The organism is Halobacteriovorax sp. DPLXC-1 (assembly GCF_036903125.1).
GTDB classification, from domain to species: domain Bacteria; phylum Bdellovibrionota; class Bacteriovoracia; order Bacteriovoracales; family Bacteriovoracaceae; genus Halobacteriovorax_A; species Halobacteriovorax_A vibrionivorans.
In genome coordinates this window covers 146,399-168,354 of record NZ_JAYMCO010000003.1, presented here as the reverse complement: position 1 = coordinate 168,354, position 21,956 = coordinate 146,399, and the positions used below count along the sequence as shown (strand labels likewise).

The 21,956-nt window shown below is 36.4% G+C and carries 21 protein-coding genes; 12 read left to right on the top strand and 9 right to left on the bottom strand.

Annotation, left to right across the window (positions count from 1 at the left end):
- The first annotated feature begins 113 nt into the window (after positions 1 to 113).
- Positions 114 to 1,244, top strand: a complete 1,131-nt coding sequence (locus tag VCM44_RS10715; protein ID WP_115361995.1) for a DUF3095 family protein — start codon at positions 114 to 116, stop codon at positions 1,242 to 1,244.
- Between the two features lie 70 nt (positions 1,245 to 1,314).
- Complete coding sequence (locus VCM44_RS10710) at positions 1,315 to 2,154, top strand: lipid A-modifier LpxR family protein (RefSeq protein WP_115361997.1); 840 nt, start codon at positions 1,315 to 1,317, stop codon at positions 2,152 to 2,154.
- On the opposite strand, the gene VCM44_RS10705 is transcribed toward VCM44_RS10710, so the two are convergent.
- Positions 2,151 to 2,687, bottom strand: coding sequence for a GNAT family N-acetyltransferase (locus VCM44_RS10705; RefSeq protein WP_115361999.1), 537 nt, complete (start codon positions 2,685 to 2,687; stop codon positions 2,151 to 2,153). The genes VCM44_RS10710 and VCM44_RS10705 overlap by 4 nt on opposite strands.
- A gap of 177 nt (positions 2,688 to 2,864) precedes the next feature.
- Here VCM44_RS10705 and VCM44_RS10700 point away from each other — a divergent pair, with 177 nt between their 5' ends.
- Together VCM44_RS10700 and VCM44_RS10695 are read left to right on the top strand one after the other, a co-directional pair.
- A complete protein-coding gene (locus VCM44_RS10700) occupies positions 2,865 to 3,110 on the top strand; it encodes a hypothetical protein (RefSeq protein ID WP_334678778.1) in 246 nt (81 codons plus the stop codon).
- Positions 3,111 to 3,183: 73 nt separating this feature from the next.
- Positions 3,184 to 3,606, top strand: a complete 423-nt coding sequence (locus tag VCM44_RS10695; RefSeq protein ID WP_158536871.1) for a MarR family winged helix-turn-helix transcriptional regulator — start codon at positions 3,184 to 3,186, stop codon at positions 3,604 to 3,606.
- Here the strand turns inward: VCM44_RS10695 and VCM44_RS10690 are convergent.
- Positions 3,603 to 4,472: a radical SAM/SPASM domain-containing protein gene (locus VCM44_RS10690; protein WP_120404153.1), complete on the bottom strand. Its 870-nt coding sequence runs from the start codon at positions 4,470 to 4,472 to the stop codon at positions 3,603 to 3,605. The genes VCM44_RS10695 and VCM44_RS10690 overlap by 4 nt on opposite strands.
- Before the next feature lie 102 nt (positions 4,473 to 4,574).
- Here VCM44_RS10690 and VCM44_RS10685 point away from each other — a divergent pair, with 102 nt between their 5' ends.
- On the top strand, positions 4,575 to 5,453 hold the full coding sequence (locus VCM44_RS10685) for a hypothetical protein (protein ID WP_334678777.1): 879 nt from the start codon (positions 4,575 to 4,577) through the stop codon (positions 5,451 to 5,453).
- Positions 5,454 to 5,505: 52 nt separating this feature from the next.
- Here the strand turns inward: VCM44_RS10685 and VCM44_RS10680 are convergent, their stop codons facing one another.
- The 5 genes from VCM44_RS10680 to VCM44_RS10660 all read right to left on the bottom strand — a co-directional run bounded on the left by VCM44_RS10680 (position 5,506) and on the right by VCM44_RS10660 (position 10,921).
- Entirely contained in the window at positions 5,506 to 6,633 is a 1,128-nt protein-coding gene (locus tag VCM44_RS10680) for a hypothetical protein (RefSeq protein ID WP_334678776.1), read from the bottom strand.
- Positions 6,634 to 6,716: 83 nt separating this feature from the next.
- Entirely contained in the window at positions 6,717 to 7,661 is a 945-nt protein-coding gene (locus VCM44_RS10675) for a hypothetical protein (protein ID WP_115362005.1), read from the bottom strand.
- Between the two features lie 35 nt (positions 7,662 to 7,696).
- Positions 7,697 to 9,754, bottom strand: coding sequence for a DUF7844 domain-containing protein (locus VCM44_RS10670; RefSeq protein ID WP_334678775.1), 2,058 nt, complete (start codon positions 9,752 to 9,754; stop codon positions 7,697 to 7,699).
- Positions 9,755 to 9,882: 128 nt separating this feature from the next.
- On the bottom strand, positions 9,883 to 10,155 hold the full coding sequence (locus VCM44_RS10665) for a hypothetical protein (protein WP_115362007.1): 273 nt from the start codon (positions 10,153 to 10,155) through the stop codon (positions 9,883 to 9,885).
- A gap of 88 nt (positions 10,156 to 10,243) precedes the next feature.
- The gene (locus VCM44_RS10660) at positions 10,244 to 10,921 is read right to left on the bottom strand and encodes a TetR/AcrR family transcriptional regulator (RefSeq protein WP_115362008.1); all 678 of its coding nucleotides are present in this window, start codon (positions 10,919 to 10,921) and stop codon (positions 10,244 to 10,246) included.
- A gap of 194 nt (positions 10,922 to 11,115) precedes the next feature.
- Here VCM44_RS10660 and VCM44_RS10655 point away from each other — a divergent pair, with 194 nt between their 5' ends.
- The 3 genes from VCM44_RS10655 (at position 11,116) to VCM44_RS10645 (ending at position 14,697) form a co-directional block, all read left to right on the top strand.
- Positions 11,116 to 11,769 (top strand): lysophospholipid acyltransferase family protein, encoded by a 654-nt coding sequence (locus VCM44_RS10655; RefSeq protein ID WP_115362009.1) that lies wholly within the window; start codon positions 11,116 to 11,118, stop codon positions 11,767 to 11,769.
- A gap of 149 nt (positions 11,770 to 11,918) precedes the next feature.
- Positions 11,919 to 13,631 (top strand): ABC transporter ATP-binding protein, encoded by a 1,713-nt coding sequence (locus tag VCM44_RS10650; RefSeq protein ID WP_115362010.1) that lies wholly within the window; start codon positions 11,919 to 11,921, stop codon positions 13,629 to 13,631.
- Positions 13,632 to 13,728: 97 nt separating this feature from the next.
- A complete protein-coding gene (locus tag VCM44_RS10645; protein WP_120404148.1) occupies positions 13,729 to 14,697 on the top strand; it encodes a YheT family hydrolase in 969 nt (322 codons plus the stop codon).
- A 37-nt stretch (positions 14,698 to 14,734) separates the two neighbouring features.
- Here the strand turns inward: VCM44_RS10645 and VCM44_RS10640 are convergent, their stop codons facing one another.
- Positions 14,735 to 15,883: a trypsin-like serine peptidase gene (locus VCM44_RS10640; RefSeq protein ID WP_334678774.1), complete on the bottom strand. Its 1,149-nt coding sequence runs from the start codon at positions 15,881 to 15,883 to the stop codon at positions 14,735 to 14,737.
- A 215-nt stretch (positions 15,884 to 16,098) separates the two neighbouring features.
- Positions 16,099 to 17,028, bottom strand: coding sequence for a LysR substrate-binding domain-containing protein (locus VCM44_RS10635; protein ID WP_115362013.1), 930 nt, complete (start codon positions 17,026 to 17,028; stop codon positions 16,099 to 16,101).
- Between the two features lie 70 nt (positions 17,029 to 17,098).
- Here VCM44_RS10635 and VCM44_RS10630 point away from each other — a divergent pair, with 70 nt between their 5' ends.
- The 4 genes from VCM44_RS10630 to VCM44_RS10615 all read left to right on the top strand — a co-directional run bounded on the left by VCM44_RS10630 (position 17,099) and on the right by VCM44_RS10615 (position 21,952).
- Positions 17,099 to 18,508: a sodium:solute symporter family protein gene (locus tag VCM44_RS10630; RefSeq protein WP_334678773.1), complete on the top strand. Its 1,410-nt coding sequence runs from the start codon at positions 17,099 to 17,101 to the stop codon at positions 18,506 to 18,508.
- Between the two features lie 71 nt (positions 18,509 to 18,579).
- Positions 18,580 to 20,904 carry an NADP-dependent malic enzyme gene (locus VCM44_RS10625; protein WP_148666856.1) on the top strand — a complete coding sequence of 775 codons (2,325 nt, stop codon included), beginning with the start codon at positions 18,580 to 18,582 and terminating at the stop codon, positions 20,902 to 20,904.
- A gap of 14 nt (positions 20,905 to 20,918) precedes the next feature.
- Positions 20,919 to 21,305: a Rid family detoxifying hydrolase gene (locus VCM44_RS10620; protein ID WP_334678772.1), complete on the top strand. Its 387-nt coding sequence runs from the start codon at positions 20,919 to 20,921 to the stop codon at positions 21,303 to 21,305.
- Between the two features lie 8 nt (positions 21,306 to 21,313).
- On the top strand, positions 21,314 to 21,952 hold the full coding sequence (locus VCM44_RS10615; protein WP_115362019.1) for a YdcF family protein: 639 nt from the start codon (positions 21,314 to 21,316) through the stop codon (positions 21,950 to 21,952).
- Positions 21,953 to 21,956 lie beyond the last annotated feature (4 nt).

Genomic DNA, 21,956 nt, shown 5'->3' with positions numbered 1-21,956 from the left:
TCTCTCCTTTGCTCATTTATATCATGTCACAGAAGGCAGATTTTATAGCTTGTAAATATGATAGTGTGTTAATTCTTTAGATAGGTTAAAATACTGTAATTAAAGGATATTCTATGGCTTTTGACTTCTATGAGAAATTACCGGTAATCACTGATTTTAATAATATGACTGATCGACAATTCTACCGCGATCTACCAAGTGATTGGTCGATTATTGTAACAGACGTCAAAGGCTCGACAAAGGCCGTTGCAGCAGGAAAATATAAGGACGTAAACCTTATTGGTGCAGCAACAATCTCCTCAATTCAGGCAAAATTAAAGACCTTAAACTTCCCTTTCGTTTTTGGGGGTGATGGTGCAACTGTTGTTTTGCCAAATGAAGCCATTGAAAAAGTCAGAGGCGAGCTTATTGCATTAATGAATATTTCAAAAAAGAAATTTGGCTTAGAACTTAGAGTGGGAATGATTTTAAATTCAGAATTACTTGAAAAAGATATTAAAACAAAAATATCTCGCTATCGAATTAATCCCAATCAAAGTATTGCAGTCTTTAGTGGCGGTGGCCTCAAAGAAGCAGACCGTATTATTAAAGACCAATATGATAAATACCAACTTAAAGATAGTAACCCTATTGCCGATTCTGACTTAAGTAATTTGTCATGTCGATGGAACCCTATCCCTAGTAAAAAAGGTAAAATCTTAACTCTACTTATTGAATCAATTGGAGTTGAAGATCATTACAAAGAAATACTTCAAAGAATTAATGAGATTATGGGCAAAGATATTGCTCAATCGGGTCCAATGAATCTTGAAAAGATGTCATACAAAAGTTTTCTTCGCTGCTTAATTGAAGAGTCAAAATTTTCTCTTTCTTTTAAGCGACTGAAAGATATCTTCTTTTCTATTGTGCTTTTTAAATGGGGAAAGTTTAAAAACTACCCAAATGTCGAAAATTATCGCAATCAAATGGGAAGCCATAGTGATTATAAGAAGTTTGATGACATGATTAGGCTAGTTCTTGATTGTTCTAATGATCAAATCGAATCAATCAAGACTTATTTAGAAGAGCAATATCAAAAAGGAACTATCATCTACGGAACTCACCTATCAGATACTGCTCTCATGACTTGCTTAGTTGAAACAATCGATGATGGAGGTCATATTCACTTTATAGATGGAGGAGATGGTGGCTATACATCAGCATCTGTTCAACTTAAAGCCCAAGCAAAGGCATTAGTCGAGTAATAAGGTCCGATAACTAGAACAATAATTCCGACTAATTTTTTGAACATTTGATTAATGATAAACTTTTTTAGTGAAAGTATTATTAATATCAATACTATTCTTAATTTCTCCTTTATCTTTGGCCCAAAGTAAGCGCGCCAATGAGCTTTCTATTAAATTTGATAATGATGCTGCCTTTGAAACAGATAAGTACTACTCCAATGGAATTGAACTTATGTATAAAAGAAGATTTGGTGGTCAAAGCTCGTTAACAAAGTTTCGTCTTGGAGTTGCCCACAAGATCTTCACTCCAGAAGCAACTCTGAGCACAGCTGTTGTTGAAGGAGACCATCCATATACAGGATTACTCTATGGAATCTTTGGGTTTAGCCACGTCAATAATAGCTATTATCTAAGGGCCGATCTCTGGTATGGAAAACAAGGCCCAGATGCAAAGGCCGGATCACTTCAGAATCTCTTTCATCGAATGACGCCATCATCAGAAGTAAATGGATGGCAAAATCAAACAAGTAATCAAACATTTTATAATGGTGAGTTTAAGATTATAAAAATTAATCGAGGTCCCGTTTTTGAATTCTCTCCCTGGCTACAAGGGCACACGGGTGGGCTTCTTAGAGATGTAGAACTTGGCCTTAAGATGGCCATCCATCTTGGTTTTCTTGAATTCTTTACAAATGGATCTGTTGTAAATAATTACTTCAATGCCATTTTACAAGGCTCAAAGAAGCAAGATTCTACTTATGTAATTGCCAGCGAGGATATGAAAGATATCTATTATAAGGCCGATGCAGGATTTCACCTTCTCCTACAATCATTTCGTCTAACTTTAAAAGTGAATTATTATAGCGCTCAATTTGAAGGAGCAAAAGATCATACCTACGCGACTTTAGAGACAGCTTTCTACTTTTAATCTCTAAGAATTGAGTAATATTTCATATCCCAAAACTTATTGCGATGATAAATCTCACGTCTTAATGTTCCCTCATAGGTCATTCCAAGCTTTTGCATAACCCTCTCACTTGCAAGGTTTTCAGACTTACATCGGCATTGAATTCGCTCGATATCAAAGTGCTCAAAGCAATACTCAATAACAGCATCGGCAGCTTCTACAATAATCCCTTGTCCCCAGTACTCATCATTTAGGACATAGGCCAATTCCATACTCTTATTCTTCGTTGATACCCAAAAGCATCCTACACAACCAATCAACTTTCCCTCACCTTTTAAAGTAATGGCAAAAGGCTCGGGAACTCCTTGCTCGTAATTTGAAAATGCATATTTTTCGATGAAGTCGATACTATCCTGGACAGATTCATGAGGCTCCCAAAGGGTGTATTTTGATATATGTGGCTTCTTGCCATATTCGAAAATGGCATCTTGGTCACTTAGTCTAATTTCTCTAAGCTCAAGTCGTTTTGTTTCAATTTTTGGTGGATGCCACATTTTTACCCTCCCCAGGAGATTCACTAAATATCAGATTTTATTATAAAGACAAAAAATTTACATAGGAAGTGCATTTTTCTATTGTGCGAAATTTGAGACAGGAATATTATATAACCTAGATATATAAATAAGGTATATATCTTAAGTATATACTAATAACTTATGAGGAAATTAATGATGAAAAAGCTTAGCCTACTGTTACTCCTATCTTTGATGTTCAACACTTCTTTAACGTTTGCACAAGAAGATTGGTCAGACTCAACAAGTGAGACTGAAACAGCAACAGAATATGAAAGTTCTGATAATGCACCAGCAACTGATTGCTCGGCGACTGATGATTGTGTAGATACTTCGTCAGAAGAATCATCTGCACTTGGATCTGAGACAACGTCCGATGACTCTGATCTAGAAGTCGAATATTAAACCCTTTTCGCAGCGGCCATAGTGGTCGCTGCCTTCGTTTACTAACCAGCTTTATCGTGTATATAATATGCTTGTGAAAGACTTAGCATTTTCAAGAATACTTTTAGATATTATGCCCTTTATTGTTCGCTCAATTAGAGACGAAGTTAAGGCCGTGGCATCTCCACGTATTTCCTATCCCCAATTTAGGGCCTTATCAAATATCGGTCGCGGACTGACGACAGTGGGTGAATTGGCCGAACATCATGGGATTAGCCAACCGGCCATGACAAAGACTATCAATATTCTTGTTGATGAAGGGCTTGTTACAAAGAAGAAGTCAGTTGAAGATGGAAGACTAACACTATTAAGCTTAAGCACTAAGGGCCAGGGACTTTACAATGAGGTCTGGTCAGAAGTTCAAGAAAAGATCTCAGTAAAACTTAAAGACTTTCCTATAAAAAATAGAAAGATGATGGTTTCAAATCTTGAGAAATTAAAAAGTATTATTAGTTAGGACTTTTGAAATCGATTGATATAAGTACAATGCTTACAGAACTCCTCAACTCTCTTATTATTATCAAAGCCTTTTCTCATTGCAATTGCTCTGTCAGACTTTAATATACCAGCAAGGTCTTGTTCAAATGCATTTCCAAGTGGAATCTGACATTCCTTATCCAGGCAACAAGGTACGACTGTACCGTCAGCATGGATTCCAATATGTGATTTAAGAGCATGGCAACGGCCGATCTCACCTTGATTTGGAAGATCCCAAGATGGCCAATCAAAATGCGTATCAAAATGAAGATAGACACGATTCCAAATTCTCTTACTTTTAATTGATTCAACTTGTGTACGACGATTCACTTCAATATCGTAAAAGCGCTCAAGGATCTGGAAGACTTCTTCATTTTCTTCCATAATCTGCTCATTTCGGCCGAGATTCCAAAGTCGATAATTCACATATGTCTCAGGTGAGACTTCATTTAACTCACGAGAGAAATCGAGAATAGGACGCAAGTAAGTGTAGAAATCGCGATTGGGGAAATTATCTTTATAACTTTGTATTGAAAAATTTATTTGCCTAAGAACCTTGCTTTTTAGAAGGATCTCTTTTCGATTGGCAATCACCACACCATTAGTCGTTATCTGAACAGGTACGTTATTTTCTTCACATATCTCCATCATTTTAACAAAGTTAGGATGGGCCAGTGGCTCCCCCATTAAATGAAGACATACTTGTTTCGCCAAAGGCTTTGCTTGCTTTAGAACCTTTTCAAAATCCTCAGGGCCCATGACTTTATTATCGCGTTCCACCACTGGACAGAATGAGCACTGCAAATTGCAAATATTTGAAATTTCGATAAAGATTCTGTCTAACATAATCCATTTCTAACACGCTTCATCATGGCATGTCATGCTTTTTGACGAATGGCATATAGCACTCGATAATTATTATATTCAACAAAACTTAGGGAGTTCAAAATGAAGCAATTTCTATTGGTATTAGCTATTTTTATAAGCTCGGTATCGGCCCAAGCAAGCCTTGATCAATTCTGTAAATCAAAGAAAGGCGATACTGGTCACTATAAGAATGGTGATAACTACTATATCTACAAAGGAGCTTTTCTCTATAAATTTGAAGAAGATCAAATTAGATTGATCTTTTCAAAATATGAAATACGGTCAGTAAGAGAATACGATGATAAGATCTATATCCTTACTCCAGACTATGTTTTTGTCCACCGTCTCGGTGACTATGAATTCGTCACAAGTTTTCCAACTACCGATCAGCAAATGACAAAGAAGCATCAAACGGCTCAAGATATGGCAATACTCAATGATAAACTCTTTATCGCTCACGGCTCACTTGGCCTAATAAAGATTGACCTTCTTGGAAATAGCATCGAATCAAATCATCAATTTGACCTACCTCACGAAAGAGGACAAGTATCAACAGCAACAGGAATTGATACTTATAATGGAAGACTTTTTGTGATGCTCGATAATGTTACTTACAACTTCTCAACAAAGAAGAGGGCCTATGAAGGACTGGTTATCTTAGACGAAAATATGAATCAACAAAGAGTTGTTCCAATTCGTCAAAATAGAGAAGCACTACATATGCCAAAGGCCATTATTTCTGGCGGATTCCTTATTTCAAGGAATATGCAAAACCTATATTTTTATAAATTAAGTGAATTAGATCGTGTCAGAACACTCTGGCCCAAGCGTAGACTTTACGACTTTGCAGGAGTGGATTTAGACTCAAATCCTTGGATATCAAATGGACAAGTATATGGATGCTTTAATCGATATGATGGAAAAGGTTTTGAATACATGCACAGAGAATTTCAATTATAAAATAAGAAAGCCTAGCATTTGCTAGGCTCTCCTCTATTATGAGAATAAAGTTTTATTTAACAAATTCAATATGTCCTTCATTAATTCTCTCCAATTCCTCATCTAAATTAGGAACAGAAAGTTTTAAATTAATATAGGCATCAATTTCTCTATCTCCAAGAAGAGCATTTAAGTCTTCTCCATTAACAACATTTTCATTAATCATATTTCTGATAAGATCACGTAGCCCCGCAAGACCTTCAACATCACCTCTTTCAACCATTTGTTCAATTTGTTCTCTTTCTTTTCTATTAAAATCAAATAAGTGAGAGATTCCTGTTGTTGCTTGTGAAACTAGGTAGAAAGCTGCACCAATACCGTCTGAAGTTAACGAGATACCTTTTCCAGTATACTGTGTACCTTTTTCAAGATTGTCAGCACCAACTAGGAATGTTGTTAGTTCAGAAGATTCTTCACTGGCCTTAGCAATAAGTTCAAGTGCCTCTTCTGTTGCCATTGAAGAAATATCAATTGGCTTCTCGAGTACTTTTGAAAGGAATTCATTTAAGTCCGTTAAAAGCTCTGATCCTTTTGTCGTCGCTTCTAAAGCTAGTTCTACGATTCTCTCAATTCGTGAAAGACGTGTTGCCTTTGACAATAGCTTTGCAACTTCTTCTGTTGCCATCGATGTAATATCAATAGGCTTCTCTAATACTCTTGATAAGAATTCATTAATATTTGTCAGTAGCTCTGATCCTTCTGTTGTACCTTGATAAGCAAGGTCTAGGATATGATCTAGAAGCTCACCAGTTTTCTCTAAGCTTGGCTCTAGGAAAATATAGATTTTTCTTGAAGCTTGAAGACCAGCTTTTGTAGCATCTCCAGATACTTCAAAAACCATCGCAATTCCATCGGCAGTGAAACGGAATACTGGTTTTGAAACTTCAGATATTTTAATAACTTGTTTAGCAATTTGTTCAGATGTACGGTAAGAAGACTGAAGACTCTTTGAAATTAAAGCTTCAAGTTGTTCACCAGTAATATCTGCGACTTCAACTGTTTTATCAATTGAACTTTTTCCGGCATCATATAATGCCTCCGATACTTTTGAAGAAGCACCTAGAGATGCATCTCTCATTTCAACTGCGTTTGCTTGTAGTGCTATTAATGTAAGCAATGCTGCTGCTGTCATCTTTTTCATTTCTATCCTCTCTGTGTATATGTATGTTTTGTTATTTTGTTTTATAAATGGGGACCAAAAAAATGGCCCCCCAATAGGAATGATTATTTAATTCCGTATACTTGTTTAAGATTTTCTTCTAAGTTAGGAACTGTAAGCTTAAGCTTGATATAAGCATCAACTGCATTGTCATCAAGTAGCGCATTAAGATCTTCACCATTTGCGATATTTTCGTTGATATTGTGTCTGATTAGATCACGAAGACCTGCTAGACCTTCAACATCACCTCTTTCAACCATTTGCTCAATCTGCTCTCTTTCTTTTCTGTTGAAATCAAATAATTGAGAGATACCAGTTGTCGCTTGAGAAACTAGGTAAAATGCTGCTCCAATTCCGTTAGAAGTTAGAGAAATTCCTTCTCCAGTATACTCAATACCTTTTTCAAGATTTTCAGCACCTAGTAAGAACTCAGAAACCTTAGTTGACTGCTCACTTGCTTTTTCAACTAGCTTTGCAATCTCTTCTAAAGTCATTGTTGTAATATCTAGTGGCTTTTCAAAAACCTCTGATAGGAATCTATTAATATCAGTAATTAGTTCAGATGCTTCTGATGTTCCTTCAAATGCAAGCTCGATGATTTCCATTAAGAATTCACCAGTTTGCTCAAGAGTTGGCTCAAGAAAAATATAGATTTTCTTTGAAACATCGAGACCTGCTTTCGTTGCATCTCCAGATACTTCAAATACCATTGCAAGACCTTTACCTGTTAAACGGAAAGCTGGCTTAGATACTTCTGATAGCTTAACGATCTGTTTAGCGATCGTTTCTGAAGCTCTGTAAGATGACTGTAGATTCTTAGAAATAAAAGCTTCTAATTGCTCACCTGTAAAGTCAGCTACTTTAACTGTTTCATCTGTAGCACTTTTTCCTGCATCATAAATAGCTTCTGAAACTTTTGAAGAAGCACCAAGAGATGCATCTCTCATTTCAACTGCGTTTGCTTGAAGTGCGATTAGTGTAAGTAGTGCTGTTGCTGTCATTTTTTTCATTTTGTTCTCCTTTTTTGTTTTTTGTATTTGTTAAATTATTGGTTTGAATAAATCTTCATTGACATAATTCGTGATTCGTTTCTTATATTTCTAATTAAATCTAGTACTCTTGCTAAATCTTGTACTTCATCTTCATAGTTTGCTTTAACATCTTCTAATAACTGGTTCTCCATCTCTTCTAATTCGTGGGCCTTTGTATTGTGACGTTCAAAGTCTGAGTCCTTAACAACTAGTGGAATTCCATAATCATGGTCATTTGGTTTAACTCTTGTTGATTTACGAAGCTCATTCCATCTGTTAATTCTTTTTCCAAGCTCAGTCTCTTCTTCCATATTCTTATCTAAGAAGTTACCAACTTCTTCATCAATATAAGCTTGCTTAATCTTAAAGATTGCGCCTGTTAGAATTGAAAGATTCTTTAAACCTTGCTCAACATCTCTAGTTTCGCCAGCAAGTTTTAACTCTTCATATTTTTCAAATAAGCGATCAACATCAAATTCTTCTAAGATGTCTTTAATAAACTTTTCACGCTTAATCTTTTTATAGCGGTGGTGGTGCTGAGGACCAACTCTTCTGCGATATACTTTGTAGTCAGATTCTTCCATTCCAAATAATGACTTCTTAACATGCTTTAAAAGGTCGATATCACTTGGAAAGAACATTCCTTGCTCTTGGGCCTTTTCAAGGTCATCTAAATCTTCCTCATTTGAAAACTTACTTTCAGTAAACTTATCTAATAGAGAGTAAGGCAGAATTACTCTTTCATGTGCAAAGTCACTACTAGGGAAAGCTGCTTGAAATAATTCATTTGATTCTGAAGCACAATTGTTAGTGATAAACTTATAATCACCTTCGTACTCCCAATATGTTTCTAGAACTTTATAGATAAAGTCACGTTTCTCTTCTTTTGATAAATAGATAGGTTGGCTAATTAGGTCTCTTAACTCTCCACCATTGTACTCATTAAGTACTTCTGGAAATGAAAGCATAAATAATACTGAATCATATCCACCAAAGACACCTTTTAACATGTCACTTTTAATATCTGAAACATTGGCACGATAAGATAGAACAACATGGTATAATTTATCTTTTAAACAGTTCTCATCGACCTTCTTTCTAAAAGGAGCACAAAGAACAATTCTAAACATTGAGTGACCAAAACCAGAAATTACAGAGTCACCTTTTGAAGCAAGTAAGTAATCAACACGATAAACACGATCTGGGTTTATATCTCTTACTGTTTTAAGATCGTCTAAAACAATCTTAGAATAGATTTCACAATTATTATCTTCAAATGGCCTGTGATTTAATAACTCACTATAGAACTTATAATAACTTGGTCTTTTACACTTATAGTCCTTATCCATTAAAAAGAATTCAAAATTAACAGCATTATGCTCGTCTAGATTTTCATATTCGTACGAGTCTGCTGATCTCTTATTTGAAAGATTCTTTGTTTTCTTTTTAAAGAATCCCTTCTTCCAATTTGCTAATTTAAAAAATGAATGTAGTCCACTAATCGACTTTCTATTTCTCTCTTGTGAAAGTACAGCACGACATTCTGAAGACACATGATTGCGATCTTCTTTTTCTCTTTCACAAATACGTGCCTTTGATTTATGCTCGTCCGTTCTGACATATTTTAAGTCATAGAGGTGGGCAAGTTCATGTAGAATAGTTGCCTGGGCCTTACGAAGATAATTTCGATGACCACAGTTAAATTGAACTGTGTCTTCTTCATTGTTGATAATTTCGTTTATAAATAGAGAAGATATTTTTATTTCATCGCGATTAAAGAAACTTACTTTTCCATACTTAATCCCAGCTGCATCATCACAACGATTTGTAGGAAATTTTGAAAAGGCTTCATTCTCTTTAAATTTCGTAAAGGTAATTTCAACTGCTTCACCAATGGCATCGCGAACCGTGGCCGGAACTTTCTCATCAACATTAGATAGGAATCTTTCAATATTAGGGACTAGGTCTTTTGGGACACTCTTCTTATTAAGCTTAAACACTGGCCCACTATAAGAGAAAGCCACTGTTGTTAATAAAGTAGTCACTAAGTACTTAAAAGTTTGTTGTTTCATAACATTCCTTAAACAGTTGTCTAAAACTTGTTCAGCTTGAGATAGTTAACTAGCTGAATCTCGTTCTCATTTGTTTGTTTGGAATATTATGTTGCAACCACTGTGCCAAAACTGATTTTGTTCAGTGTTTAATAGTTATTCACCCCACTTTCAATATCTTCGATATTTTCTCCGCATATACGCAATGGAGCCTGACCATTATAGCTAAGAGGAATTGTCTCCAGTAGAGTCCCCACAGCATCATCTTCATCCAGATAGCCTCGACATTCTATTGAGTTATTTCCATAAGTAATAACTTTATAGGAATAGAAGCTGGCAGGTGCCCTTTCACGTAGCTCTGGAGTTTCTTGAATACACGAGAAAAGTATTATCAGTAATATTATCCACTTTGATTTGTTCATAAGGAGTTTATCGGTTTAATTCGAATGGTGAGGAGTTAAGAAAAAATGAAAAGGGAGCTTGTGGCCCCCTTTAAGAAAATCTGAATCGCTAAAAGTTACCTGTATTCGAACCTGAACCAAAGCCTTGACTTGAGTTTGCGCTAGCCTCTGAACTAGCTGAGCTAGAACCTAGTCCACCTAAAAGGTGTCGAGAAGTGAAACGTATATAATCAATACTTTCTTCTGCACCAAATGAAGAAGTGTAAGCATGAAAGCTTGATAGGAAGTGATGCCAAAGCATTCTTCTAAAACCTTCCTCTTCTTCTGTTCGAATAATTATTCCTGCACTTCTAAAAAGCGGTTGAACCCATCCCCAATAGAGATCAATAATCTGAGGAGTTAATCGTGCTCCAACTGAGTCCTTATCTGAGACATTCTTTGTGTTGTATGCCAAAGACAAGAATTCATCCGCTATATTCTTATGAATCATTAACTCTTGGAAGACCTCTTTGTAATTTGCTGTGAGGTTATCTGCATTTGACATCGACTCATCAACCTTGAATGGCCGTTGAGTAATTGCCGCGTTCAGATTCTCTCGAAATAAACTAAAGATAACGTCTTCTTTCGACTTAAAGTAATTATAGTAAGTTCCAATTCCCAATCCACACACCTGGGCCAATTCTCGCATTCCTACTTCATCGACCCCTTTTTGAGTAAATAATTCCATTGAGTTTTTTAGAATCATTTCTCTTGTTCGTTGTTTTTTAATCTCACGTAATCCTGCCATAACACCTCCTTCATGGTCAGCGTCGAACTAGCAGCTCCCGAGCGATTCAGTCGAGAACTCTTTCTATATTGATCATAGTCGATAGATGAATGACGCTCATCTTAATTAAGTTAAAAGATGGTAATTCATTGGTAAAAATTTAGTCAGAACACCTTCATATTTACGAAGTCGAGCTTTTTACCTATAATTTGCGAATGAAATTCCTACTTAAATTAGTTCCGACGTTAGTCTCTTGGTATTTACGATTTGTCAGACTGACTTCTAAGATAACTGTCTTAAATAAAGAAAATCTTGAAAAGGCCAAGAGCATGAGCAAGCATGGCAATTATGCTCTCGCTGCTTGGCATGAACACTATCCTACAAGTGTAATTAGTGAGATTGATACAGGCATGATTGTCATGGCCTCGAAATCAAAAGATGGAACACTTGCAGCAGATACCGTTATGAAATTAGGCTTTACTCCAACGCGAGGAAGTTCATCACGAGGCGGTGCCCAGGCCCTCGAGTCCATGATCAGTCAAATTTCGCAAACTAGTCTTTGCGCTGCAATTACGGTGGATGGGCCGCGAGGACCTCGCCACAAACCAAAACGAGGAATAGTTCACGTTAGTCACGAATGTGAAATACCAATACTTCCAATTCAATGTGTTTCCAGTAGACATATCTGCTTTGAAAAAAGCTGGGATAAGACGAAGCTTCCAAAGCCATTTGGTCATATCTACATCAATTACGGTGAACCTTTTTTCGCAAAGGGTCTAAATAAAGAAGACCTCATTAAGTACTCTGAGCAGATTGTCGCATCGCAAGAGCTACTAACTAAAGAAAATCGTCTATACGTCGACTTCTAAGTACTTAAATATACGTAATTAAATCAGAGTTTTTGATGAATTAAGTCGTGAAATTATGTGTCGGAAGTGGTAGAAATTTAAGTTAGTATTAAGAGTTCAATAAGAATACATTATATAAATACTTATTAAATATCAGAAAGTGAGATGTTATGGCAGAAAAGTTGCTTGAAATTAAGAACCTAACAGTTGAATTTCAAACTGAAGATGAATCAGTAAAGGCCGTCAAAAGCCTCAACCTATCAATTCCAAAAGGAAAAACTGTTGGACTTGTTGGTGAGTCAGGGTCTGGTAAATCTGTTACTTCCCTTGCAATCATGGGCCTAATCCCTAATCCTCCAGGTCGTATCAGCGAAGGTGAAATCCTTTATCATGGTGAAGACCTAACAAAAGTTTCAAATGAAAGACTTAGACAACTTCGTGGAAATAAGATCGCAATGATCTTCCAAGAGCCTATGACTTCATTAAACCCAGTTTTTACAACTGGTAACCAAATTGATGAAGTACTAATGCTTCACCAAGGGATGAATAAAGAAGAAGCTCGCAAGAGAACAATCGAATTATATGAAGAAGTTGGTATTCCTGAGCCTAAAGAATCAGTAAATAAATATCCTCACCAAATGTCAGGTGGTCAAAAGCAACGTGTAATGATTGCAATGGCAATGGCATGTGAGCCAGAACTTCTAATTTGTGATGAGCCTACAACAGCTCTTGACGTTACAATCCAAAAGCAAGTTCTTGAACTAATGTTTGATCTACAAAGAAAGCACGGAATGAGTATGCTATTCATTACTCACGACCTTGCTGTTATTGCAGACATTGCAGATGAAGTTGCCGTAATGTTTAGAGGTGATCTTGTTGAGCAAAACACTACGAAAGCACTATTTGAAAATCCACAACACCCATATACAAAAGGTCTCCTAGCTTGTCGTCCAAGTCTTGATGAAAACCCAGTTAGACTTCTAACTGTTGATGACTTCTTAAATGCAAAAGAAGATATTGATGTTTCATCACTTGAAATGAAGAAGCCAAGAGCAATTAGCGAAACAGAAAACCCAGTACTTCTTGAAATCAAAAACTTCAATAAGCACTTTCCAATTAAAGGTGGAATCTTTGGGCGTACTGTTGATTGGTTCAAGGCCGTTGATGATGTAAGTCTTCAGGTTAGAAAAGGTCGTACCCTAGGACTTGTTGGTGAGTCTGGTTGTGGAAAGACTACTCTTGGGCGTTCAATTCTTAGACTTCTGGAGCCAACAGCTGGTGAAGTTATCTATGATGGAATTAACGTTACAAACTTAAATAAAAAAGAAATGAGAGAAATTAGAGAGAGAATGCAAATCATTTTCCAAGATCCATACTCATCTCTTAATCCACGTATGACTATTGGTGATATCATTACTGAGCCAATGGTAATTCACGGTATTGGTTCAACAAAGAGAGAAAGATATGATGTTGCGGCCGACCTTCTTGAAAAAGTTGGTCTTAAAGGTGATCACCTTAACCGTTACCCACACGAGTTCTCTGGTGGACAACGTCAAAGAATTTGTATCGCACGTGCCCTATCACTTAAGCCAGAATTTATCATCTGTGATGAGTCGGTATCAGCACTAGACGTATCAGTTCAGGCACAAGTACTTAACCTACTTCAAGACCTTCAAGATGAGCTAGGTCTTACATATATCTTCATTTCACACGACCTATCTGTTGTTAAGTATATCTCAGATGAAATTGGTGTTATGAACAAAGGTCAAATTGTAGAATATGGTCCAGCTGAAGAAGTTTACCATAATCCAAAAGACGAATACACGAAGAAGCTTCTTAGCGCGATCCCTAGAGGGGTTCCAAAAGAGCTACTTCAAGAATAAAAGAAAGTTAAAGTTTAGTTCATAAAAAAAAGGAGGCACAATGCCTCCTTTTTTTTATTGAGACATTTCGTATATAATAAGTTGATGGAGGTTATATATGCCAGTCATTCAATCTGAATATCAATGTCATCAATCTCTTAAGAATGGCCATATTCAAACATTGATTCCATTCTTTATCCGATGGGGGAAGCCACATGAGCTCCTCACTCGTACCTTAACAACTCCCGATGGAGACTTCTTACGCTATTACGTCTCCAAAGCAGAAAATCCATTAAATCATGTCATTATCATTAGTCATGGCCTAGAAGGCAACGGTCGAGATCGCTATATCATCGATATGAAGAAGAAGTTTACGGCCCAAGGTTATGATGTCATCTCATGGGATATGCGATCTTGTGGAGGAAAACTCAATCGTACGAAAAAGTTTTATAACGCCAAGGACTTTAAAGACCTCGAATTTTTAATTGAAAATATTGCTGATGACTATGAGAAAGTTTCTTTAATGGGAATTAGTCTTGGTGGTGCGATTACAACAAATTACTTAGGAAGAAATTGCGATAACGTTCATCCTAAAGTCTATCGTGCCTTTATTCTTTCCTCACCACTTGATTTAAATGCAAGTAATAAGAAATTGAGAACTGAATTTTCGCGATTTATCTATCGCCATGCATTTGTCTACTCAATGAGAAAGAAGGTTATTGAAAAAGCCAAGGTAATGGATCTTCCTGTGGATCTAAATAAAGTAAGAAAGATTAAACATATTGATGAGTTTGATGACTATGTAACAGCTCCATTATATGGCTATCGAAATGGCGAGGATTATCGCTCTCAAGCCTCACCTCTGGCCCATTTAGAAAAAATTAAAATACCATTTTATATCCTAAATGCTTATGATGATCCATTTCTATCAAAGGAAAGCTATCCTTTTAAATTAGCAAAAGAAAAAGAAAATATATTTCTTGAAGTGCCAAAACATGGTGGGCACGTGGGGTTTGTGAAGTCTTTTCGAGATGAGTACTATTGGTATGAATTAAGAATCTTAGAATTTTTAAAAATGAAAATATAAAAAAGCCTCCATGATGGAGGCTTTTGTAACTAATTTTTTACTTCTTAAACTTCACTTCGTATTCTGCTGTCGCTCCTCTATAACCATAAACTTTTATATAATAAGCTTTACTTGTTGAAACACGTAATCTTACTCGTTCATCATCTGTTGAAGACTGCTTGCGGCTTACAACCTTAAATGATCCACCTACTTTCTTATAGACAACGAAGTCTAAGTCACCTTGAGCATGAGAGAACTTGATTTCAAAATCCAATACCTCACCTGCTTTCATTTCTACTTTATAAAAATCCATCTCTTGTGAGCTTTCGATTTCAGCTTTAAATGAATCTCCCGACTCTAATTTTGCAGCTGTTTCAAATGTATTATTATCTTGTGATGGAGTTGTTGAACCATCATCACTACTGTCACCACTATCAGCTAAGACTGAAGGGAAGTTTGCTTGCATATGAGGTACAATTTTACTCATTGGTACTGCGGCATTCTTGATACCTCGCCCAGTCCATCCTCCTCCGTAACCAGCATGGTGGATAGCAAAGACCTTATCTGAGTCAGCGTTAAATACTGGTGATCCTGATGAGCCGCCTAAAGTATCAGCATCATAGAATACATCTGTTTCAACTCCGACAACCTTTCCTTCTGATACTTTCTTATTCCAGTTACAATTGTAATCAGAATAGTAGTCACAATTTTGTTGGATGATATAGATACTATCTCCTTCAACAGCTTGAGTTGTCTCTAAAGTAACTTTTCCATATCTCTGTCCAGGACTTCCTTCACATTTAACTAAGGCATAATCTAAAGTTACATCATTTCCGATAAACTCATTACACTTAACCTCGGCATATTCTGACTCAGGCACTCCTTTCTCATGCTTCATAAATACTTTCATCCCAACAACATCTGATGCACTTCCAACACAGTGCTCATTAGTCATTAGAACATCATCTGAAACAAAGAAACCTGTACATCTTCCACCATTTGCAAATTGCACATCGGCCACGGCCTTCGAATTCTTTCTGATCTCCGATTCAGAATCAAAAGTCGTAACTTCTACCCAATCAACTTCTCCTACAATAATTGATCCCGTCATTGAAGTTGCATTACCTGCAGGAACTGAATCTCCACATGAGACCGTTAAAAATGTGGACATTACGACTAAAAAAACCATGTAACCTTTCACTGACATACCCTCTCCTCAAATCTTCCTGTTTGAACTCACTCCAGATTCCCCTAATGAATCTGTTGATTAGGTAAGTTATAGAAAAATTGAAGCTAAATAAGAATGGCCATGGAGTTTCAGGAGGTTAAAAAGGCCCAAAGTTAAGCAAATGTAAGAAAACTCACATATATTACACCCACTACACATAAGAAATAGGTGCAAAATGATCCCTCTATGAGGATTTAATCAATTGGAACTATCTCAACATCTGTATTTTTGTAACTTTTTAACTCTTTTGGAATAAGTTTTAAGATAGTTTCTTCAATTGCATCAATTACTTTCTCTTTATAGAAGATACGACTATAGGCAATAGAAACTTCACGTGTCGGCACTGGCTGCTTAAATGGACGAACCATTTTCTTGCGAGCACCAGTTATATCTTGGACATCAAGATGAGGAATAATAGTGTAACCACTATCCTTTGCCACAAGATTCTTTATCGTCTCTAAAGAGCCACTTTCAAAATGTTGAAAGCCTTTTACTTTCTTACATAGATTTAAAACTTGGCCTCTTAGACAATGACCTTCTTGCAGAAGCCACAGGCCATCTTTATCAAGGTCTGAAAAGTCTAATTGGGTCTTGTGGTAAAGTTCATGATCTTTTGAAATGAAACCATATAGTGGCTCATAAAATAATACTCTTTCAATAATTTGATTATTATGAAGAGGAGTGACTAGAAGACCAGCATCAAGCTCATCACGGTCTAATTTATCAATAATTTCTTCAGTTGTTCGCTCTTCAATAATGAGATCAACTTTAGGAAACTCTTTCATAAAACGACTTAAAAAAAGAGGAACGAGATATGGTGCAAGAGTCGGGATAACACCTAATTTAAACTCACCTTCAATTCCAACGATTGGATCACTGGCAATATCTTTTAATTTTTTAAACTCTCTTGTAACAACTCTTGCTTGAGTAATAAAGATCTCACCTTCAATTGTTGGTACAATAGGATTCTTAGAGCGATCAAATATAACAAAACCCAAACTATCTTCGAGCTTCTGGATTTGCATACTTAAAGTTGGTTGTGAAACATGGCATTCTTCAGAAGCTTTTCTGAAGTGGCGGTGTTTATCAACAGCAAGTACGTATTCCAGTTGTGTTATTGTCATAACAAAAAGTCTCCGAAAGAGTTGATTTATAGAATCTATATTATATCATACTTCCATAAGCGGAGCCTATATGCAAAATAAAATTAATCTCTTAGAGAGCCTCTCTACTTTAGATTTATTTATCTTTTTTTCAATACTTGGAATTACAATAGCAAGTGTAATCTACGGTCAGTACCGTATGAATAAAACAAATGAAAAGGAAACTTTTCTCGATCTCTTAATCATGGGAAGACGATTAACACTTCCTCTTTTTATCGCAACTTTAGTAGCAACTTGGTACGGAGGGATTTTTGGGGTTACTGAAATCGCCTTTAATCAGGGGATTTACAACTTTGTTACTCAAGGGGTGTTTTGGTATGTCGCCTATATTATCTTCGCTCTATTTCTTATTCATAAAATTGAACCATATCGTGCCGTAACACTTCCAGACCTGGTAGGAAAAATGTTTGGGCCAAAGTCTGCAAAGATCACAGCAATCTTTAACTTCTTCAATGTTATTCCTATTGCATATGCAATTAGTTTAGGGATTTTTATTCAGCTACTCTTTGGAGGCAGCTTATTTGCCAATACAGCAATAGGCGTAAGCTTTGTTGTTCTCTATTCAATGTGGGGAGGACTTCGCTCCGTTGTTTACTCAGACTTAATTCAGTTCTTTGTAATGTGTGCAGCAGTCTTACTTGTTCTCGTTTTTTCAATATTTGAATTTGGTGGAATAAGCTTTTTGAAGGCTAATCTCCCTGAAAGCTACTGGAGCTTAACCGGTAAGAACTCACTTGCAACGACATTTGTCTGGGGATTCATTGCTCTTTCAACTTTAGTTGATCCAAACTTTTATCAAAGATGTTTTTCTGCTGTAAATGGAAAGGTTTCTAAAAAAGGTATACTTATCTCAACTGCCATTTGGTTTTGCTTTGATATTTGTACAACATTCGGTGCAATGTATGCCAAGGCCGTCATTCCAGATACAGAAAGCTCACAAGCATACTTAACTTATGCCGTACAAATTCTTCCTCACGGACTTAAAGGTTTTTTACTTGCAGGAATTATTGCAACAATTCTATCAACTCTGGACTCATATCTATTTATAGCAGGTACAAATTTAGCTTACGATCTAGCGCCAAAAAAGCTTCGCGGTCGTGTTTGGATTCACCATTTTGGTGTTATTTTTGTTGGCGTATTAACAGTAATTATGTCCGTTTATTTTCAAGGAAATATAAAATCTGTTTGGAAAACATTAGGCTCTTTTTCTGCTTCGTGTCTACTGCTTCCAGTCATGTTTGGACACCTATTTCCAAAGAAAATCTCCGACAACCAATTTGTGACGGCATGTATAGCAGGAGTCATCACTACTGCAACGTGGCGACATATACCAAAAACTGGCTTCTACCAAAATATAGATGAGCTGTATATGGGTATTGTTGCAACTAGTCTAACACTGATTTCTTACCACCTAATTAGGGATAAAAAACTGGTCGGATAACTGTCAAAATTGTATCCTAGGGACTTAATTTTATATGCTTTTAAGTATGATTTTAAGTCAAAGGAATACATATGTCGGAAACAAAAACTGATAAGGCGCAAGTGGACGCGCAAAAAATTCAAAAGGCCCTTGATTATCACTCAATGGGTAAACCAGGTAAAATTGAAGTTATTGCAACGAAGCCATGTTTAACTGCTTCGGATCTAACTAAAGCATACTCACCAGGTGTTGCTCATCCATGTCTAGAAATTGCAAAAAACCCAGATGATGTTTACAAGTACACTGCAAAAGGAAACCTTGTTGCTGTTGTATCAAATGGTTCAGCGGTTTTAGGTCTTGGAAATATTGGACCTGCAGCTGGTAAGCCAGTAATGGAAGGTAAAGGTATTCTATTCAAGCGTTTTGCCGACATCGATGTATTCGACATTGAAGTAGATGAGACTTCTGTTGAAGGAATGGTAAACGTTGTAAAATCACTTGAACCAACTTTTGGTGGGATCAACCTAGAAGACATCAAAGCTCCTGAGTGTTTTGAAATTGAAAAACAATTAATAGAAAAAATGGATATTCCAGTATTCCATGATGACCAACACGGGACTGCAATTATTGCAGCAGCTGGTTTCATCAATGCCCTTGAATTATCTGGAAAGAAAATCGAAGATGTAAAAGTTGTCTTCTCTGGTGCAGGTGCCGCTTCAATGGCATGTGCAAATATCTTCTTCGCTCTTGGTGTAAAAAACGAAAACTTGATGATGACAGACTCTCGCGGTGTTATCTACAAGGGCCGTAAAGACGGAATGAACGAATACAAAGAAAAGTACGCAATTGATACCGATGCAAGAACGCTTGGCGATGCCATGAATAATGCTGATGTATTTATTGGTTGTTCAGCAAAAGGTGTTTTAACAAAAGACATGGTTAAAACAATGGCCTCTAATCCAATTATCTTTGCAATGGCCAATCCAGACCCAGAAATTCTTCCAAGTGAAGTTGAAGAAGTTCGCGATGACGCTATTATGGCAACGGGACGCTCAGACTTCCCTAACCAAGTTAATAATGTTTTAGGTTTCCCTTCAATCTTTAGAGGGGCCCTTGATGTTCGCGCTAAGAAAATTAATGAAGAGATGAAACTAGCTGCTGTCTATGCTCTAGCAAATCTTGCAAAAGAAGAAGTTCCTGATGAAGTTAAATTAGCTTATCAAGGTGAAGACTTTAAATATGGAAGAAACTACATCATTCCAAAACCATTTGACACAAGAGTTCTCACAAAGCTTGCACCAGCAGTTGCAAAAGCAGCAATGGATACAGGTGTTGCAAGAACAAATATTACAGATCTTCAAGAGTATTCAGAGCACCTAGCAAGTCGTCTATCGGCATCTGGTGCATTTATGAAAACTGTTCGAGATCGTCTTGCTTCACAAATTAAAGCTCGTGATGGAAAGAAAATTAAGATGGTATTTGCAGAAGGTGTTAATACGAGAATTCTTCATGTTGCTAAAACACTAGCAGAAGGTGATGCAATTCAACCAATCCTTCTTGGTCACCCAGATGATATTAGAGCTAAGATTAAATCACTCAACCTTGATGATGTTCTTGATGATAGCATCGAAATTATTCGCCCACGTAAAGCTCCAAACTTCAAAGAGTTCTACACTGAATATTGTGAAATGAAACAAAGAGAAGGTGTCTCTCTAAATGCAGCTGAAGACTTAATGATTCAAGAGAATTACTATGGATCAATGATGGTTAAAAAAGGTCTAGCAGATACATTTATTGCTGGTCCAAGTCTTAACTATAGTGACTGTCTAAAGCCAGCTTTAAGCGTAATTGGAGCACAGCCAGGAAAGAAGGCAGCCGGTGTCTTTATTCTAGTATTTAAAGACCGTGTTCTATTCCTAGCAGACACTACAGTTCAACCTGATCCTTCAGCAGAAGATCTTGTGGAGATTGCAAAGTCGACTCAGCACTTATACAAGTCTTTAATGAGAAGAGAGCCAAGAATTGCATTCTTAAGTTACTCTAACTTTGGTGACTCAAAACTTCCTGATGCAAGAAAAATGAAAAACGCAACGAAGATGGCAAAAGAGAAGTACCCTGAATTAATTATTGAAGGGGAAATGCAGGCCGACGTTGCAGTTAATGAAAATATTATGAATCATCTATTTGATTTCAGTAAGCTTGGTGGTTCTGCAGATATCCTAATCTTCCCAGAACTTAACTCAGCAAATATTTCATATAAGTTACTTGCACAATTAAGTGAAGCTTCAGCAATTGGGCCAATTCTTGCTCCAATGAATCAAACAGTTAATATCATTCAAAGAACTGCTTCGATTAAAGAAATTGTTGACTCTTGTCGCTTAACAGCTCTAAGAGCACTTGAAGAACCGAAACACTAATAAAAGGATCTAATATGAGTTTTAAAAAGAATATAATCTCAACAGATAAAGCACCAAGTGCAGTAGGTACTTACTCACAGGGTGTCGAATTCAATGGCGTTTTCTACTTTTCAGGACAAATTGGAATTGATCCAGCTGACGGAATTCTTAAAGAAGGATTTGTTCCACAGCTTGATCAAATCATGAAAAATATAGACGGCCTTTTAGAGTCTCAAGACCTTACAAGAGAAAATATTATTAAAACGACAATCTTCGTTACAGATCTTGCAAACTTCGGTGAAGTAAATGCTGCTTATGAAAAGTATTTTACAGCGCCGTATCCAGCAAGAAGCTGTGTACAAGCAGCAGCTCTTCCAAAGGATGCAGTTGTTGAAATTGAAGTTATTGCTGCAAAAAGCTAGTTTAATATATGTTTGATAAGAAGTATGTATTCGAGACCACAGAGACAAGATTTTGGAGAAAGGCAACGAGCCTTTTCTTCAAAGTCTTATTTGTTTTCCTCGGATACTCTCTTCTTTCTTATATCCTCATACTCTACTCTCAAAACGAAAACGTAAAAACTAAAGAAACCTTCTTTAAAAAGAGGCCTGACCTTATCGCCGTCTTCACTGGTGATCGCGGACGAATTCAAGAGGCCATAAAACTAGCTAAAGAATACAATCAAGAAAATATTCTGATCTCAGGTGTTCACACAAATAATAATGTAAATATCCTAGTTAGAACTCATGATATTACAGATGAAATAAATCATGACTTTCTTGATATTGATTATAATGCGAGAAATACCCTGGAAAACGTTCTTGAGACACTACAGGCCTTACGTAAGAAGAGTAATATTGAAACTGTTTTAATCGTTTCTCACGATTATCACATCCTTAGAATCAAATCGATTCTAAACTACAGAAGAAGAGAAACTGATAATTACCAATTCTATTACTGGGGGGTCAAGTCTGATCTCGCATCTTTTAGAAGTCTAAAAATCATCTACAAAGAAGTATTTAAATACTTCAGAACACTTACTTACTTAGCTCTTGCAAGTAAAGATTAAAAAA

What these genes read in the sequence shown, in the direction of transcription:
- VCM44_RS10635 (WP_115362013.1), bottom strand. Translation starts at nt 17,028, where the DNA reads ATGACAATAACACAACTGGAATACGTACTTGCTGTTGATAAACACCGC.
- VCM44_RS10665 (WP_115362007.1), bottom strand. Translation starts at nt 10,155, where the DNA reads ATGAACAAATCAAAGTGGATAATATTACTGATAATACTTTTCTCGTGT.
- VCM44_RS10690 (WP_120404153.1), bottom strand. Translation starts at nt 4,472, where the DNA reads ATGTTAGACAGAATCTTTATCGAAATTTCAAATATTTGCAATTTGCAG.
- VCM44_RS10655 (WP_115362009.1), top strand. Translation starts at nt 11,116, where the DNA reads ATGAAATTCCTACTTAAATTAGTTCCGACGTTAGTCTCTTGGTATTTA.
- VCM44_RS10645 (WP_120404148.1), top strand. Translation starts at nt 13,729, where the DNA reads ATGCCAGTCATTCAATCTGAATATCAATGTCATCAATCTCTTAAGAAT.
- VCM44_RS10675 (WP_115362005.1), bottom strand. Translation starts at nt 7,661, where the DNA reads ATGAAAAAAATGACAGCAACAGCACTACTTACACTAATCGCACTTCAA.
- VCM44_RS10660 (WP_115362008.1), bottom strand. Translation starts at nt 10,921, where the DNA reads ATGGCAGGATTACGTGAGATTAAAAAACAACGAACAAGAGAAATGATT.
- VCM44_RS10625 (WP_148666856.1), top strand. Translation starts at nt 18,580, where the DNA reads ATGTCGGAAACAAAAACTGATAAGGCGCAAGTGGACGCGCAAAAAATT.
- VCM44_RS10650 (WP_115362010.1), top strand. Translation starts at nt 11,919, where the DNA reads ATGGCAGAAAAGTTGCTTGAAATTAAGAACCTAACAGTTGAATTTCAA.
- VCM44_RS10705 (WP_115361999.1), bottom strand. Translation starts at nt 2,687, where the DNA reads ATGTGGCATCCACCAAAAATTGAAACAAAACGACTTGAGCTTAGAGAA.
- VCM44_RS10700 (WP_334678778.1), top strand. Translation starts at nt 2,865, where the DNA reads ATGAAAAAGCTTAGCCTACTGTTACTCCTATCTTTGATGTTCAACACT.
- VCM44_RS10640 (WP_334678774.1), bottom strand. Translation starts at nt 15,883, where the DNA reads ATGTCAGTGAAAGGTTACATGGTTTTTTTAGTCGTAATGTCCACATTT.
- VCM44_RS10680 (WP_334678776.1), bottom strand. Translation starts at nt 6,633, where the DNA reads ATGAAAAAGATGACAGCAGCAGCATTGCTTACATTAATAGCACTACAA.
- VCM44_RS10670 (WP_334678775.1), bottom strand. Translation starts at nt 9,754, where the DNA reads ATGAAACAACAAACTTTTAAGTACTTAGTGACTACTTTATTAACAACA.
- VCM44_RS10685 (WP_334678777.1), top strand. Translation starts at nt 4,575, where the DNA reads ATGAAGCAATTTCTATTGGTATTAGCTATTTTTATAAGCTCGGTATCG.
- VCM44_RS10615 (WP_115362019.1), top strand. Translation starts at nt 21,314, where the DNA reads ATGTTTGATAAGAAGTATGTATTCGAGACCACAGAGACAAGATTTTGG.
- VCM44_RS10620 (WP_334678772.1), top strand. Translation starts at nt 20,919, where the DNA reads ATGAGTTTTAAAAAGAATATAATCTCAACAGATAAAGCACCAAGTGCA.
- VCM44_RS10630 (WP_334678773.1), top strand. Translation starts at nt 17,099, where the DNA reads ATGCAAAATAAAATTAATCTCTTAGAGAGCCTCTCTACTTTAGATTTA.
- VCM44_RS10715 (WP_115361995.1), top strand. Translation starts at nt 114, where the DNA reads ATGGCTTTTGACTTCTATGAGAAATTACCGGTAATCACTGATTTTAAT.